Source organism: Coprococcus sp. AF19-8AC, from assembly GCF_003603115.1.
GTDB lineage: Bacteria > Bacillota > Clostridia > Lachnospirales > Lachnospiraceae > Coprococcus > Coprococcus aceti.
Map to the genome: position 1 here is coordinate 497,358 of NZ_QTMI01000002.1, position 15,053 is coordinate 512,410.

General features: G+C 46.9%; 16 protein-coding genes. 11 read left to right on the forward strand and 5 right to left on the reverse strand.

What is annotated here, in order from left to right:
• Window positions 1-4: 4 nt before the first annotated feature.
• Window positions 5-1,009: an aldose 1-epimerase gene (locus DWX57_RS06980; protein WP_015534480.1), complete on the reverse strand. Its 1,005-nt coding sequence runs from the start codon at window positions 1,007-1,009 to the stop codon at window positions 5-7.
• A gap of 218 nt (window positions 1,010-1,227) precedes the next feature.
• On the opposite strand from DWX57_RS06980, the gene DWX57_RS06985 reads away from it, so the two are divergent.
• The 11 genes from DWX57_RS06985 (at window position 1,228) to DWX57_RS07035 (ending at window position 11,118) form a co-directional block, all read left to right on the forward strand.
• The gene (locus DWX57_RS06985) at window positions 1,228-2,205 is read left to right on the forward strand and encodes a hypothetical protein (protein ID WP_119999497.1); all 978 of its coding nucleotides are present in this window, start codon (window positions 1,228-1,230) and stop codon (window positions 2,203-2,205) included.
• 15 nt (window positions 2,206-2,220) lie between these two features.
• Complete coding sequence (locus DWX57_RS06990; RefSeq protein ID WP_120123325.1) at window positions 2,221-2,697, forward strand: DUF4358 domain-containing protein; 477 nt, start codon at window positions 2,221-2,223, stop codon at window positions 2,695-2,697.
• 293 nt (window positions 2,698-2,990) lie between these two features.
• Window positions 2,991-3,554, forward strand: a complete 564-nt coding sequence (locus DWX57_RS06995) for a flavin reductase family protein (RefSeq protein WP_120123327.1) — start codon at window positions 2,991-2,993, stop codon at window positions 3,552-3,554.
• A gap of 47 nt (window positions 3,555-3,601) precedes the next feature.
• The gene (ispE, locus tag DWX57_RS07000) at window positions 3,602-4,483 is read left to right on the forward strand and encodes a 4-(cytidine 5'-diphospho)-2-C-methyl-D-erythritol kinase (RefSeq protein WP_120123329.1); all 882 of its coding nucleotides are present in this window, start codon (window positions 3,602-3,604) and stop codon (window positions 4,481-4,483) included.
• Window positions 4,483-5,154, forward strand: coding sequence for a GntR family transcriptional regulator (locus tag DWX57_RS07005; protein ID WP_120123331.1), 672 nt, complete (start codon window positions 4,483-4,485; stop codon window positions 5,152-5,154). Before ispE ends, DWX57_RS07005 begins: the two co-directional genes overlap by 1 nt.
• 151 nt (window positions 5,155-5,305) lie before the next feature.
• Complete coding sequence (locus tag DWX57_RS07010) at window positions 5,306-6,796, forward strand: spore germination protein (protein ID WP_120123333.1); 1,491 nt, start codon at window positions 5,306-5,308, stop codon at window positions 6,794-6,796.
• Window positions 6,797-7,179: 383 nt separating this feature from the next.
• On the forward strand, window positions 7,180-8,373 hold the full coding sequence (locus DWX57_RS07015; protein WP_133300877.1) for a hypothetical protein: 1,194 nt from the start codon (window positions 7,180-7,182) through the stop codon (window positions 8,371-8,373).
• Complete coding sequence (locus tag DWX57_RS07020; RefSeq protein WP_243106187.1) at window positions 8,366-8,896, forward strand: hypothetical protein; 531 nt, start codon at window positions 8,366-8,368, stop codon at window positions 8,894-8,896. Before DWX57_RS07015 ends, DWX57_RS07020 begins: the two co-directional genes overlap by 8 nt.
• Before the next feature lie 87 nt (window positions 8,897-8,983).
• Window positions 8,984-10,036, forward strand: a complete 1,053-nt coding sequence (locus DWX57_RS07025) for a D-alanine--D-alanine ligase family protein (RefSeq protein WP_022217335.1) — start codon at window positions 8,984-8,986, stop codon at window positions 10,034-10,036.
• 31 nt (window positions 10,037-10,067) lie between these two features.
• On the forward strand, window positions 10,068-10,490 hold the full coding sequence (locus DWX57_RS07030; RefSeq protein WP_119999506.1) for a DUF1934 domain-containing protein: 423 nt from the start codon (window positions 10,068-10,070) through the stop codon (window positions 10,488-10,490).
• Window positions 10,491-10,500: 10 nt separating this feature from the next.
• Window positions 10,501-11,118 carry a histone methylation protein DOT1 gene (locus tag DWX57_RS07035; RefSeq protein ID WP_015534489.1) on the forward strand — a complete coding sequence of 206 codons (618 nt, stop codon included), beginning with the start codon at window positions 10,501-10,503 and terminating at the stop codon, window positions 11,116-11,118.
• Here DWX57_RS07035 and DWX57_RS07040 read toward each other — a convergent pair.
• The 4 genes from DWX57_RS07040 to malQ all read right to left on the reverse strand — a co-directional run bounded on the left by DWX57_RS07040 (window position 11,101) and on the right by malQ (window position 14,909).
• Window positions 11,101-11,883 (reverse strand): CPBP family intramembrane glutamic endopeptidase, encoded by a 783-nt coding sequence (locus DWX57_RS07040; RefSeq protein WP_120123339.1) that lies wholly within the window; start codon window positions 11,881-11,883, stop codon window positions 11,101-11,103. The two genes, DWX57_RS07035 and DWX57_RS07040, sit on opposite strands and share 18 nt — an antisense overlap.
• Window positions 11,884-11,906: 23 nt before the next feature.
• Window positions 11,907-12,470: a hypothetical protein gene (locus DWX57_RS07045; RefSeq protein WP_015534491.1), complete on the reverse strand. Its 564-nt coding sequence runs from the start codon at window positions 12,468-12,470 to the stop codon at window positions 11,907-11,909.
• Window positions 12,471-12,540: 70 nt separating this feature from the next.
• Window positions 12,541-13,281: a lysophospholipid acyltransferase family protein gene (locus DWX57_RS07050; protein ID WP_165852773.1), complete on the reverse strand. Its 741-nt coding sequence runs from the start codon at window positions 13,279-13,281 to the stop codon at window positions 12,541-12,543.
• Window positions 13,282-13,340: 59 nt separating this feature from the next.
• Complete coding sequence (gene malQ / locus DWX57_RS07055) at window positions 13,341-14,909, reverse strand: 4-alpha-glucanotransferase (RefSeq protein WP_120123342.1); 1,569 nt, start codon at window positions 14,907-14,909, stop codon at window positions 13,341-13,343.
• Window positions 14,910-15,053 lie beyond the last annotated feature (144 nt).

Sequence of the window (15,053 nt, forward strand, 5' to 3'; positions counted from 1 at the left end):
TGTTTTATGCCATTGTGAATATTCTTTCTTTTACTGTCTTGGACTCGCCTGGAGCAAGCTCTGTGTAGCCTGTGATCTCCGGTGCTCCTGAGAGATTTGGAGCGTCAATATTCCAGCTCATTGGCTCAGGACAGAAGTAACCCTTGTCGCCGTGATCGTTCCACATGATCCAGAACTTCATTGTGTCGTCAACCTCATAGCAGACCTTCTTGCCTGTGGCAACATCAGTTGCGTATACTCCGTAGAAAGGCTTGCCGTCCAGCTCGTTCATCTCCGCTGTGTAGAGATCGTTGTCGATGTCCTTCAGAACAGGTACCATGGTTCCGTTCTTGTACTGGAGATCGTAATCTGTTATAGGAAGGTTCTTCTCTGTAGGGATAGCGTGCTCATCAAGCTCCCATTTGTCTCCAACAGGTACACAGAGACGTACATCCTCGCCCTTTCCTGTGCTTGTGAAAGGCCCCTTGAATGCAACGTGGTTACATACGCCGTATGGCATCTGCTTGTCGGAGAGGTTGGTGAGTGTGAACTCGTAGTGCATACCGTCCGGAGCAAGAGTGAATGTGAAGTCTGCTCTGAAGCTCACAGGGTATGTAGCGAAAAACTCATCCTTCTCATCATATACATATGAAGTCTTGCCGATGGCCTTGTCTCCATCCACTGACACGCTCTCTATGCTGTGGTTTCTGAGATGAAGGAAACCGTGGAGATGGTTGCCGAGAGGATCATTGCATGGGAAATGATACATGGCATCGGAGGTTCTTAAGTTGCCGTGTGACAGTCTGTTAGGGAGATACAGGGTAGGCATTCCGTAGATCTCTGCTGCTGCTTTGAGCTGTGCAGGAGTCAAGGAAGGATCGTTCCTGAATATATCAATATCCAGAGCGGTGTTCTCCATCTTCATAATGTTGCTTCCGTTAAATGGTGCGATCAGTGCACGGTAATCGCCTGATATAAGTTCAATACAAGTCTCGCCCTTGTAGTCTATTGTACGTGCTGTAGTGTTCATCGTGTTCTCCTCTTCTATAAATATGTTGTGTTTAAGTTGTATGCTGAAATCCACAAAAACAGTGAACTTTCCTATGTAAAATAGTAACACGGAAAAAATTGTATGGCAACAATGAGGTTCACAAAACGCGGCGTTCTTGATTATTTTATCATTAATTGCTATACTATCATAGGATATTTTGCGAAAGACATGAAAGTTAGTTAATTCGGAGGTCGAAGGTGACTAAGAATAATAACACTGATTATAGAAAAAAGATATACAGACAGCGGCATCACCGCAGAATGAAACTCGTCGAGAGCGGAATAGGAGTGATCGTCGCAGTCATAATGATATTTGCGCTTGGACAGGGCAACCTGAAAAAGAATGTGAACGGTCAGGAGGAGTTCCAGCCTGAGAGCGGAACATCGGCAGATATAAGTGAGAGCAGCAGTCAGGATATGTCATACAGTGACACGGAGGAGGCTGCACAGCAGTATCTGGCAACTGCGGAGGATGCGGCCATTCCGGATCAGCGAAATGGTCAGTATGTACAATTTGTCAATTACACCAACCCTGATGTGAGCGGCAAGGGAGCGGACAAATATGACAGCAATATATACATGCCGGCGAATGCTACGGATGACCAGTATTTCTCGACATCTCTGCTCATAGGTGATTCCAGAGCCGAGGCGCTGGGACTGTACAGCGGTGTAGATAACTGGGATATGTGTGTGGCGAAGAATCTGGACATAGAGAAGGTCGCTAATACCAAGATGTTCACCTGCGATTCAGGAGAACAGTGTACGGTTGTCGAGATGCTTGGCATGAAGAGCTATGAGAATATATACATTTCATTTGGGCTTGAGGAGCTTTCGTGGTATAACAAGCGGTACATGTCGGCCTACAAGACTTTACTGGATCAGATCTCCCAGTTACAGCCTGCGGCAAATGTATATGTGATGTCAGTACTTCCTGTATCGGCGGAGCTTTCATCAAAAGACCAGGTGTATAACAACCCGGGTGTGGACAAGCTCAATTCTCTCATGCAGGAGATGTGTGGCAGCTACGATCAGGTGATCTATCTCGATGTGGCTCACAGCGTGTCTGTGGATGGTGTTCTGCCGGAGGATGCGGGAATAGATGGAAAACATTGTAATAAGAAATATTGTCTCAAGATGATGGACTACATCAGGAAGAACGTGTATGTCAGAAGATAGTGGAGACGGAGGCATATGATAAAAAGAATAATATATTTGTTTGCATGCTGCCTGATGATCTGTTCGCTTGCGGGATGCGCAGGAAATGGAGACGACGAGGCAGATACGCCGGATGTGCACTCTCTGGCTGATATGCTCATGCAGAACGTGAAGTTTGAGGATTCCGTGGAGGAGGTCTCCTCTGAGACGGCGCTCAGATATTATGGTATAGACAGCGTTCAGGTGCAGGACTGTGCAGTGTACATGTCAACGGGAGCCACCGCCGAGGAGCTCGCAGTATTTCAGGCGTCGTCAACGGTCGATGCCCAGGGCATACTGGCGGACATGAAGAAAAGACGCGACTCACAGTTGCAGATGTACCTTGGTTACAAATCGTCGGAGACCGCCAGACTTGATGATGCGGTTCTGTATGTGCATGATACATTTGTGGTATACATGGTGTCCGATGACAGCGAAACGGCACAGGGAATAATAAGTGATTATCTGGAATAATCTTCCGGGTGATCATTTTTTTTGTCTGCATTTCCTTGTGTAACACCGGGACAGATCATTCATATTATAGTAATAAATCCGCTGTCAATAAAATAAGATAAATAAAGAGCGCTGTATGCGGTTGTAATTTTATGCACTGGCATGTATTATTATGTATAATGTATACAATATACAAAATACGAACAATTGACAGCTTGAGATATCAGCACTGTGGTGCGTTGCGCCACAGTGACTGAAAGTGACTGAAAGTGGCTGAAAATGAGTTGAAGGTCAATAGAGAAAGAGGTATAGACATGGCAAAACAGAATTGGAAACCAGGAAATATGTTGTATCCGGTTCCGGCAGTTATGGTGAGCTGCCAGAGACCGGGAGAGAAGCCAAACATAGTGACGATAGCGTGGGCCGGTACCATATGCAGCGATCCTGCAATGGTGTCCATATCGGTGCGTCCGGAGAGATATTCCTACGACATAATCAAGGAGACAGGAGAATTTACCATAAATCTCGTCACTGAGAAACTGGCATTTGCAACTGATTATTGTGGTGTGAAGTCAGGAAGAGACGTGGATAAATTCAAGGAGATGAACCTCCATGCATGTGACGGCGTGAATGTGTCATGCCCGGCTATAGAGGAGAGTCCGGTGAACATAGAGTGCAAGGTAAAGCAGGTAGTTGAGCTTGGATCCCACCACATGTTTATCGCTGAGGTGGTCGGAGTCCAGATAAGTGATGAATACATGGATAAGACCGGCAAATTCAACCTCAACAGCACGGGACTTGTCACGTATTCACATGGAGAGTATTTTGCACTTGGCGACAAACTCGGCAAATTTGGATATTCTGTTAGAAAAAAGTGATTGCAGGCTGAAAAGCTGCAGGGGAAATGTCACGGACAGGAGAGAAAATGGAAATATCATTAAAGGCATATGGAAAGATAAACCTCGGTCTCGACGTTGTCAGGAGACGCGAGGATGGATATCATGAGGTGAAAATGATCATGCAGACGGTCGATCTGTGGGATGAACTGACATTTTGCGATGTCACCACAGACGAGATCGTTATAACATCGGATTCGTCGGAGCTGCCGGATGTGAAGGATAACATCATATACAAGGCGTGCCGGATGATGAAGGATATATATGGAATAGACAAAGGCGTTCATGTGGCTGTGGATAAGCACATACCGGTTGCAGCCGGAATGGCAGGGGGAAGCGCTGATGCAGCGGCAGCCCTCAAGGCGATGAATATACTGTTCGGACTTAACCTTTCCGATGAACAGCTCATGGAACATGGAGTGAAGCTCGGCGCGGATGTGCCTTACTGTATCATGCAGGGAACAGCGCTCTCGGAGGGGATAGGAGAGATCCTTACACCACTTCCACCTATGCCGGACTGCCTGATCGTCATAGCGAAGCCGGCGATCGGAGTGTCCACAAAGTGGGTATACCAGAACCTGAAGGTGGATCTGCTGGAGGAGCATCCCGATATCGATGGCATGGCGGATGCACTCAAGACCGGAGATCTGAAGGGAATAACAGACAGAATGGCAAATGTGCTCGAGACGGTTACTGTACCTGCAAATCCTGTGATAGATTCAGTCAAGAAGCTCATAGCGGAGAACGACTCCATGGGAGTGCTCATGAGTGGCAGTGGGCCGACAGTGTTTGGAATATATGACAACAGGGATAAAGAACTGGCACAAAGGGTAGTAGATATGCTGCGTGAAAAGGACGAGATACAGGCTGCGTATGCCGTCAGCCCGTATAACATAAGAAGAGGTATGTGATGGATTTTAGATTGAATATGGATGAGTACCTGCCTCTTCGAGAGGTAGTGTTTAAGACTTTGAGGAATGCTATAGTTCACGGTGAGTTTGAGCCGGGGGAGAGACTTATGGAGGTCACTCTTGCGAAGAGGCTTGGCGTAAGCCGTACCCCTGTCAGGGAGGCCATGAGAATGCTTGAGCTTGAAGGGCTTGTGGTCATGATCCCGAGAAGAGGCGCAGAGGTTGCAAGGATAACGGCAAAGGATCTGAGCGATGCGCTTGAGATCAGGATGGCACTTGAGGATCTTGCGGCAGGACTTGCGTGCAAGAGAATAGACGACGAGGGAAAAGAGCGGCTGAAGCAGTCTTATGCCGACTTCAAGAAAGCGGTAAGCTCCAAGATAATCCCGGAGATAGTTGACGCGGATGTTGCATTTCACAATACCATAATGGACATGACGAACAATCCGAGACTGATCAGCATGTCCCAGAGTCTTCGTGAGCAGGTGTATAGATACCGTGTGGAGTATGTCAAAGATTTCAGTTGTCACGACAAGCTTGTAGCGGAGCATGAAGCTCTCATGAATGCTATAATAGCCAGGGATGAAGAGAAAGCCAAGGAGATAACCCGTATACATATATACGATCAGGAACAGATCGTGATCACAAATGTTGTCAAAGCACAGAAATAACAATATGCATAATAATAAATACCTGTATAAGAGGCGGAATGCGTGAAAACGTGTTCCGCCTTTTTACGTGTATGTCTGAATAAAAACTCATCCGTTGGACAAGATAGATTACAGAAGATAAACGGTATGTTGGAGGTGTTTACGGCGGACGATGGCTTCAATCAGTAAAAAAATAGATGAAAACATCACACAAATTGAGACTATGTTCGGTAACTGGAGCGATATCGTGGAGCGAAGGTTTGATCTGGACCGCTGTGCCTGGGGAGATGATCCGGCAATATACGTGGTGTATATAGATGGACTGTGCGATCATGAGTTGATTGAGAACACATTAATAAAACCAATAACCTGGGAATGGCGGAATAAAGACACTGCAGATCTGTGGGAGCATATAATCTCCTGCGAGGGTCAGACGGCGGATTATACCCAGGAAAGTGACATGGACAACGTTGTCAGGGCGGTTCTCAGGGGGGATACGGCCATATTTGTATCCGGGAGCGATCAGGCAATAGTAGTGTCATCGAAACATTTCCCTGTGAGAGGTATAGAGGAAAGCTCCACCGAGGGAGGAATGAGAGGGCCGAGGGACAGCTTCAATGAGAACTTTAGGACATCCACAGCTCTGATAAGGAGAAGGATCAAGGATGTACATCTGAAGCTGGAGCAGGGGACAATGGGCGTCAGATCCAGAACAGAGTACGGGATATTCTATATGGAAGATATAGCGGAGCCTGAGCTGGTACAGCAGATAAGGGGCACCATTGATAAGTATGAGATAGATGCGGTGTTTGACAGCGGTATGGCTGAACATCTGATGGAGAAGAAATGGCAGGAGATATTTCCGATATACCAGGCGACCACAAGACCTGACAAGGCGGCCGCGGCTCTGGTGGAGGGCAGGGTTGTCGTTGTGTTTGACAATTCCCCTGAGGTCATAATTGCTCCAGCCACCATCAACACTCTGTTTCAGACGGCGGACGATTATTATAACAGATGGCCGGTGGCGACATTTGCCAGAATGATAAGGTATGTGGCAGCGTTCATTGCGGTGGGACTGCCGGGACTTTATATTGCGATCACCTGTTATCACAGGGAGCTGATACCCGACAAGCTTCTGTATGCGATAGCCGATGCGAGAAGCCAGCTATCGTTCCCCGTTGTAGTTGAAGTGCTGATAATGGAGCTTTTGTTTGAATTGCTCCGGGAGGCCGGGATACGACTGCCGAGCCAGCTTGGAAATACGATAGGAGTGGTTGGCGGTCTGATAGTTGGTCAGTCAGCCGTGGAGGCGGGGATAGTCAGCACCATGGTTGTGATAGTTGTGGCACTCACGGCTATAGCTTCATTTGCCATTCCGAATGAGGCGTTTGCGTCTGTTTTCAGATTGCTTAAGTTCGTAATTATAATCACCAGCGCACTTTATGGAATACTTGGATTTATCCTTGCGATGCTGGTTCTCGTGTTTCATCTTGCATCCCTGGACAGCTTTGGCGTGCCGTATATGTCCCCTGTCGTGACCTGTGGATACACTGGCGAGGGATATAAGGACTTTGTTGTCCGCGCACCTATAAAGAAAATGATCAACAGACCTAAATGGAGCAATCCTGACGAGCGGCGCAGGTTGGTCAGAAAGAGAAAATAGATATGAATGATAAATATAATGTGACGTTTTCTGCCTTTTTTAAGATGACTTTGCTCGTTTTGCCGGGGATGATAACTTTTGTGGTTACATTAATACCCTCATATTTTGGAAGAAATTGCCTGATTTTGTCACTTTTTTTGATGCTATGCATGGCTTTTGCTTACGTGATAGCACTATATATTGTATACATGAAGATTGATGAGAGAGGGAACAGCGAAAGCGGTAAAGTCAAAAATAGGACTATTGCATTGATTTATGGGGCGAGAACTGCCGTTAGGATGGGCTTGCTGCTGTTTGTCCTTGTCGAGTGTTCCAGGCAGTTGATGTTGAAAAGATACACGGTAATTGCTATCTCAATCCCCTTGTTGCTTGCATGTCTGTATATGGGTAGCCGTGGCACAAGGGGGATGGTCAGGTTTGCGGAGTCCGTGTTCTGGTTCGCTGTCGCGGCGGGGGCTGTGGTCATTCTGTCTTCTGTGAGTAACCTTGATCTGTCAGTGCTTAAGACTGTGACTGAGATAGGAGACGAGGGCGGGGCGAATCTCACCATAAGCCGTGTCATGGCTAGGGGAGGACTGCTTTTTCTTGGATTCTCGGCTATGGAGACGGTGGTGCTGGTGTATATACACGTCATTCGGAGGCGAAGAGGAATGTTGTGTGCAGCCGTAGGCACAAGTACCATAATAGGCATTATCTGTTCGATAATTGTGATATGTACACTTGGCACGGGTGCGCTCATGGCTAAGGAGAAAAATATACTATATATAGTGGGAGCCATGGAACTGCCTGGCGGAGTGAAGCTCAGGCCGCTCATGCTGGTGTGTTACCTTGTCATAGTGTTCGGTGTGATGGCAATGGTTCCAAACGTCATAGGTGGATGGGGCGCTGTGGACAGACTGGGTGTTCGGCACAGATGGCTGTGGAAGACATTGTGGGCAGTCCTTGCATTTGCCGTATGCCTGTGGGCCGGGATGCTGCCCGGACAGCAGGACCGTATAAAGATCATCTCCGGATATCTTATTCTGGTGGATGTACCCCTGTCGATAATATTGCCGGCGGCATCACTTGCCGGGAAATGGCCTGTAAAAAAATCTGCCGGACTGGCGGCGGTGTTATTGACGGCGTGTATATTGAGTGGGTGTGAATACAAGCCGGTGGAGGATGTGGACTATGTGAATGCGGTCATCATAGAGCGCAGCACGGAGGAGCCTGCCGGCGGCGGGCTGAGATACAGTCTGGTCATAACAGGACTGGACGACGATGAGGATTCCCTGACCGAGGAGGTGGTGTACCAGGTGGACGCCGGCTCATTTGCCGATGCTTGCAGAAGTTATAATGAGAGTCATGCAAAGTCCCTCGATACGAGTCATGTGGAGTATATAGTAGCGGAGAATACCCAGGTAATGAACGAGACTGCAGCCGAACTTGAGAAGGAATTTGCTACAAGCTATGTGACTGTGGTGATAGAACAGAATATACTGGAGAAATCCGGGGATAATAATACAAATGAATATCTTAAGACACACTATGAAGGCCAGTGTCTGGCGACATACGCGAGAGATGGGATAGGTGAATAGAGACTTAGATGATCAGGAGGTATTGTTTATGTGGAGAATGTTCAGGGCGGCCATACTGGGTGTCCTCATAGGAATTGTCGGCGGTGTGATATTTGGACAGGTTTCTTATGTGAAGAAATATAAGGATAAGGTGTCGAGGGAGATAATGGCGGATGCGGTCATGTACAACAATTCACTGGATGACAGTGGAAGGGTCATAAGGCTTAAGGTCGATTATGATGGCAATATGAAGTCTGAGGATGAGAGAGATGAGCTTGAGAGCTATGTGGGCAACACAGTCATGAAGCAGATCGGCATGTGGCTTGGGGACGACTACAATGAGAATCTGAGTTATATACAGATGCGCCACAATCTTGTCATGGCGATGGAGGATATAAATGACATTGCCCAGAGCGCGGCAAATGCGTGGGGCGTGGATGCCGATGCAAACTCCGGATTTTCTTATGAGTATTTTGGCGATTCCGGGGAGGACTGTCCGCCCGGAATGTATGAGACATTATGTATAGATCTGGGGGATAAGTGACGTTGAAAAGTTGATTCCCAGGTGTTATACTTTGACCTGTGGTGTGCCCCGGGTGCACCGCGGATTAAAGTATAAGGAGCACATGTCATGGCTAAGGAAAATTTGGTTGTAATATTTGGAGGAAGATCATCAGAGCATGAGGTTTCATGTATATCGGTACAGACAGTTGCCAAGGGGGTTGATCTTGAAAAGTATAATATGACATTGGTTGGCATTACCAAGGATGGAAGATGGTTAAAGGCAGATAATATAGAGAGTATAGCGGATGGAAGCTGGTATGACAGCAAGGTCACAGCAGTGATCTCACCGGACACCAGAAGAGAGCTTATAGTTTTCTCCGATGCAGGTGTGGAGCGCCAGAAGGTGGACGTCATATTCCCTGTACTTCACGGTATGTATGGCGAGGATGGAACTATACAGGGATTGTTCGAGATGGCAGATATTCCATATGTTGGATGTGGCGTTCTGGCATCGGCAGCATCCATGGATAAATTCTATACGAAGATAATCGTTGATCACATCGGTGTTTCACAGGCGAGATTTGTACCTGTGCTTGCAGAGGATTTCAGCGACATAGACAGTGCTATGGACAGAGTTGAGGCTGAGCTTGATTACCCTGTATTTGTAAAGCCTTCAAAGGCCGGATCATCAAAGGGCGTAAATAAGGCGACTGACAGAGCAAGCCTTCTGTATGCGCTGAATGAGGCCGTAAAGCACGACAACAAGATCCTCGTTGAGGAGACGATAGTTGGACGTGAGCTTGAGTGCGGAGTCCTCGGTTACAAGGACAATACCAAGGCTTCGGGAGTTGGCGAGATACTTGCCGCTGCTGAGTTCTACGATTTCGATGCAAAGTACAACAATGCTGAGTCGAGAACGGTTATCGGCGCCGACATCCCTAAGGAAGCAGAGAACGAGATAAGGGAAGACGCTGTGAAGATATTCAAAGCACTTGACGGCTTCGGACTCTCCAGAGTGGATTTCTTCCTTGAGAATGGAACAAACAGAGTTGTATTCAATGAGATCAACACACTTCCTGGATTTACAGGAATAAGCATGTATCCAATGCTGTGGAATGCTCAGGGATACGATATAAAGACTCTCGTCACAACGCTTATTGAGATGGCAAAAGAGAGATAAATTTATAAAATTACATAGATTGGAAGTTTATATGGTAAAGAATGTTACTGTGACAGTAGTTGGAGAGCAGAGGACGAGCAGGGAAGAGAACAACGCTGAACCCATAGAGCTTGTTACCAGGGGAAGCCTTCATGAGAAGGACGGGGTATTTTACCTGAAATACGATGAGTATTATGAGGATCTTGAGAAACCGGCGAGAAATCTGCTGAAGTTTGACAAATTAGGACTTGACCTGACAAAGAAGGGCGAAGTCAGTGCTGCCATGTCATTCAGACCGGGAGAGACCAGAGAGGCATTTTATTCCACTCCGGTTGGTATGATGAATATAAGCATACTCACTGAAGGCTATCAGCTCGTGGAGACGGAAAAGGGGCTTGGTCTGGTCGTGGTGTATGTGATGGATTATGGCAATGAATGTGTATCGTTTAACGTACTCAGGATAACCGTGGAGTGAGGATAGCTATATGGATGACGAGAAGGCGTTTGATGATTTTTTGTCTATAGATACGACGCTGTGTATAGGTGCGGAGCAGCCCACCGAGGAGAATAATATATATCAGGCGACTTACTACAGGGATCTTGTGACCCTGTTCAATGCCGTGTCCATGGAGCCGGAGGATACACTTGTTGATTTTGGCTGCGGACTGGGGCGTGTGTTGTTCTATGGCAACTCAAGGCATTACTGCCGCGCCACGGGTATAGAGGCGGATGCTGACATATACGAGAAGCTTCTGGAAAATGCCGCGGGTTATCAGAGCAGATTTTATGATCAGGAAGACAGGATGAACTTCTATAATATTCCGGCGCAGGAGTATGAGGTTGCAGATGAAGATAATTATTTCTATTTCTTCAATCCATTTTCCCCGGAGGTGTTCAAGAAGGTCATAGACAATATAATAGATTCCGTGCGCAGGGCACCGAGAAATATATATCTGATGCTGTACTACCCGACATTTGAATATCAGAGAGTCATGAGGGACAGCAGGTATTTTGTGTTGAAGAATATCATCAAGTTGTCAGGATACGAAGAGGATCCCGATGAAAAAGTGTATGTGTATCACATGTCAAGATACTTTGTGTGATTTGCCACTTCGGCGCAACAGCAGATATAGGGCGATGAAGCCTGCGGCTGACGTGATACCAGTTGCAAGTATACAGCCTGTATGTGGCAGTGCAAATGGCAGCATCCCGGTGAAATAAGAAGATACGTTGATCGTTATGTGAAGAAGGATCGATGGCAGCAGGGAAGACGTCCATGTGGCGAGCAGCGCGAGAAGGATTCCCATGGGAAGGGCGTAGCAGAACTGGACTAAATTGCCGTGATAAAGGGCGAACAGCAGCGCTGACAGCAGGATGGCGATGGCATCTGAATGTCTGCATGTAAATGCACGTCTGGAAGAACTCAGAGAGATCCCTCTGAACACAAGCTCCTCACAGACCGGTGCAAGCAGCATGACTGTTGTAACTCTGAAGATACCGTTGTTTAGAGAGAATGATGAACGAACCATGTCTCTGTAACTGCCGAGAAGCTCTGGACGATGGAGCTCAATGGCGTTCAGTATTCCGGTCGAAAAAAACTGCAGGCTGAGGCCTGTTATGACAATAAGTATAAAAATACAAAAACAGAACAGGAATGAGAGTGATCTCGTTCCTGTTCTGTTTTTATTGTTACGGTTATCTCCTGTGGTGAATACCCAAGAATATACATGATGTATATATCCGCAGAGAATAATTATTATAACACATGATACCAGAGATGATGGAATAAGCCCCTGGACAAAAGTTATGCATATCGGTGCGAGTGAAGCTATTCCAAGTTCGCGGAGGTTAATATGACATTTCTTCATATTGGGAACCTCCTTTCAAGCTGTTACATCTTCTGGATCTTTTTAGCTCTCTCTTTTTCTTCCTTGGCCTTAGCCTTGGCTGCGGCCTTCTGCTCCTTGCTGAGCTTTGACTCGGCTACATCCTTGTCGTACATATCCTGATACTTTCTCTGCTTTGCACGAAGCTTCTCACCAAAGGTCTTCTTGCCCTTCTTCTCCTCGATCTTACCACGAACATTCTTGACGCTCATGATATAGATACCGCTGACCATAGCCTTTACCTCTCCGCGGACAGGCATCTGATCATATATACCGTCATCACAGATAAGATTCATGATCTGAGGTCCGATCTTGGCCTTTACTATAGGCATCTTGGCCTTCTGGTAACGCTTTGGTGTCTGTTCCATTACCATCTTAGGCAATCCGGCATCCTTCATAGGGAGCATCTTCTTGTCGATGACAAGCATCGTCACAGGCTGTGCCTGTTCCTTCATCATTTCCTTCTGTGCAGACTGCTTTTTCTGAAGCTTATTGCCCACTATGTATAATGCAATAAGACCTCCGATAAGTATAACTGCAACTATTATCAACCATACCCACCATGCCATGTTTAGTTCCTCCTGATTATATTTAGTTATTGGTGTTTTGTCTTGCCGTGATCAGATTATTATAGTCTGATCACTTTTTTGTTGCAAGGGGGAGATTCTTAACCCTTGCTTCCTGAATGAGTGCCGGAATGGTTTCAAGAACCTCCTTGCGCTCCTTTGGCTTCAAGCCATTTATGTCGATAGGGTCAAGAAATTCGATGACCACCTTGTGACTTCTGATAAAGTTGTGCTTGTTGGCCTCCATGATATTGTCCGTTCCACATATGGATACAGGCACTATAGGACATCCGGCCTTCTGGGCGATCTTGTATGCGCCGTCCTTGAAAGGAAGAAGCTCCTCGCCGTCATTTCTGTGACCTTCAGGAAATACCATCATGGAGTGTCCTGACTTCACAATGTCGGCCGACTGAAGGATGGTCTCAAGACCCTTCTTCAGGTCAGATCTGTCAAGAAATGTACAGCCGATATCCTTCATATACCATGGAAGGATAGGAACCTTCAGGATTCCGTCCTTGGACATAAATCCCAGAGGTCTGTCCAGTGCGTTGTGACAGCACAGTATATCGAAGAAGCTTCTGTGGTTGCCGACAAACAGAATAGGCTGATCCTTCGGCACGCGTTCCAGACCTATGACTGTGCGCTTTGCACCGCAGATGAACAGGACTATTCCGAAGAAGCCCTTGACCAGTTTCTGGGCGTGGCGGTACGCCTTTTCCTGATCCTTCTTAGCAAGAAGGTACAGATACAGGTGATATGGAGTACACAGGATGATTCCCAGAAATGCAAATAAATATGCAAATATTGTTCTCAATATATAATTCTCCTTATGCTATTTTAAATGTTCCAACATTGATTTGACTCGTCGTATGATTACTTCTCCTCAGAATCCTTCTTCTCCGGTATTGGAGTATATCTTCCATAGAGCTTTGATGTCTCAAGAAGCCTGTCTGACAACTGCTTGCCCAGGTCTGAAGCTTTGAATCTCCATGCCCAGTTGCCCTCTCCAACGCCTGGCGTGTTCATACGTGCCCATGAGCCGAGCTTTAGCACGTCCTGCATAGGAACGATGGCCATGTTGGCAACAGAAGAGAAGCATGCTCTTATCATAACCCAGCAGATATCACTTGCATCAGTGCTGTAGTATCTTCTGAGCTTATCCTTTGAAGCCTCATAAGCCTGCGTATACCATCCAAGGGTGGTGTCGTTATCGTGTGTTCCTGTATAGCATACACAATTAGGTGTATAGTTATGTGGAAGGAAGTCGTTCTCGTTTGGATTTTCAAATGCAAACTGAAGGATCTTCATTCCAGGAAGTCCGAATTTGTCTCTGAGTTCTATGACTGAATCATCTATCTCGCCGAGATCCTCGGCGATGATAGGAAGATGGTAGCCGAGATTAGCTTCGAGCTGTGTGAAGAAGTTCAGCCCTGGAGCTGGCTTCCACTCGCCGTTGATGGCGGTCTCCTCACCGTAAGGCACTGCCCAGTAACGGTCAAATCCTCTGAAGTGATCTATCCTGAGGAAATCTGTTACTGTGAGCTGATATTTGATTCTCTCTATCCACCATGCATAGCCTGTCTCGGTATGCTTTTTCCAGTTGTACAGAGGGTTGCCCCAGAGCTGACCGGTAGCTGAGAAATAATCTGGTGGAACACCTGCAACCTCGATAGGGTATCCTTTTGAATCCAGCAGGAACAGTTCCTGATTGGACCATACGTCTGCGCTGTCCCATGCGAGGAATATAGGTGTGTCACCTACTATACTGATTCCGAGATCATTTGCATATGTCTTGAGGGCCTGCCACTGCTCTGTAAAAAGGAACTGGAGGAAGTTGTAGTAGCCGATGCCGTCTGCAAGCTTCTTCTTCCATGTGGTCTTTTGCCTTGCGGTCGGCTTCTTCAGTGAATCATCCCACATGTACCAAGGCATTCCCTCGTGCGCATCCTTGCCTGCCATGAACAGAGAGTAGTCAGCAAGCCATGATGTATTCTTGACAAATGCATCGAACTTTGCCATGAGATCCTCGTCTCCTGACATATCATCTGCATAGTCAGCGTCGATAAATCTCTCGTACGCTTTCTTCAGAAGTTCTGTCTTGAATTCTATAAGTGTTCCATAGTCGATCTTCTCAGGATCCCAGTCAGGCATAGCTGAGAAGTCCTCGTCCAGAAGTAACTTCTTCTTTCTGAGGTAGTCGATATCGATGATAAGTGGTTGTCCTGCAAATGCTGAAAATGGCTGATAAGGTGAATCACCAAAGCCTGTGTGACCGAGTGGAAGCACCTGCCACAGATTTAATCCTGAAGCTGCAAGAAAGTCGATAAACTGATAAGCGCCCGGACCCAGATCTCCGATTCCATAAGGACTTGGGAATGATGTCGGGTGAGCCAGAATGCCGGCGTACTTCTTAGGCTTTTTTTCGTTGTTCTGCTCTAACATAATCTATCCTCTTTTCATAATATGTAAAACCACAGAGCCATGCCACCTCACAGTCTCTTCGAGCCTGTTCGGCTGGTGTGCCCTGCGGCATTCAGAGCCATGCCACCTCACAGTCTCTTACGAGCCTGTTCGGTGCGGCGTATC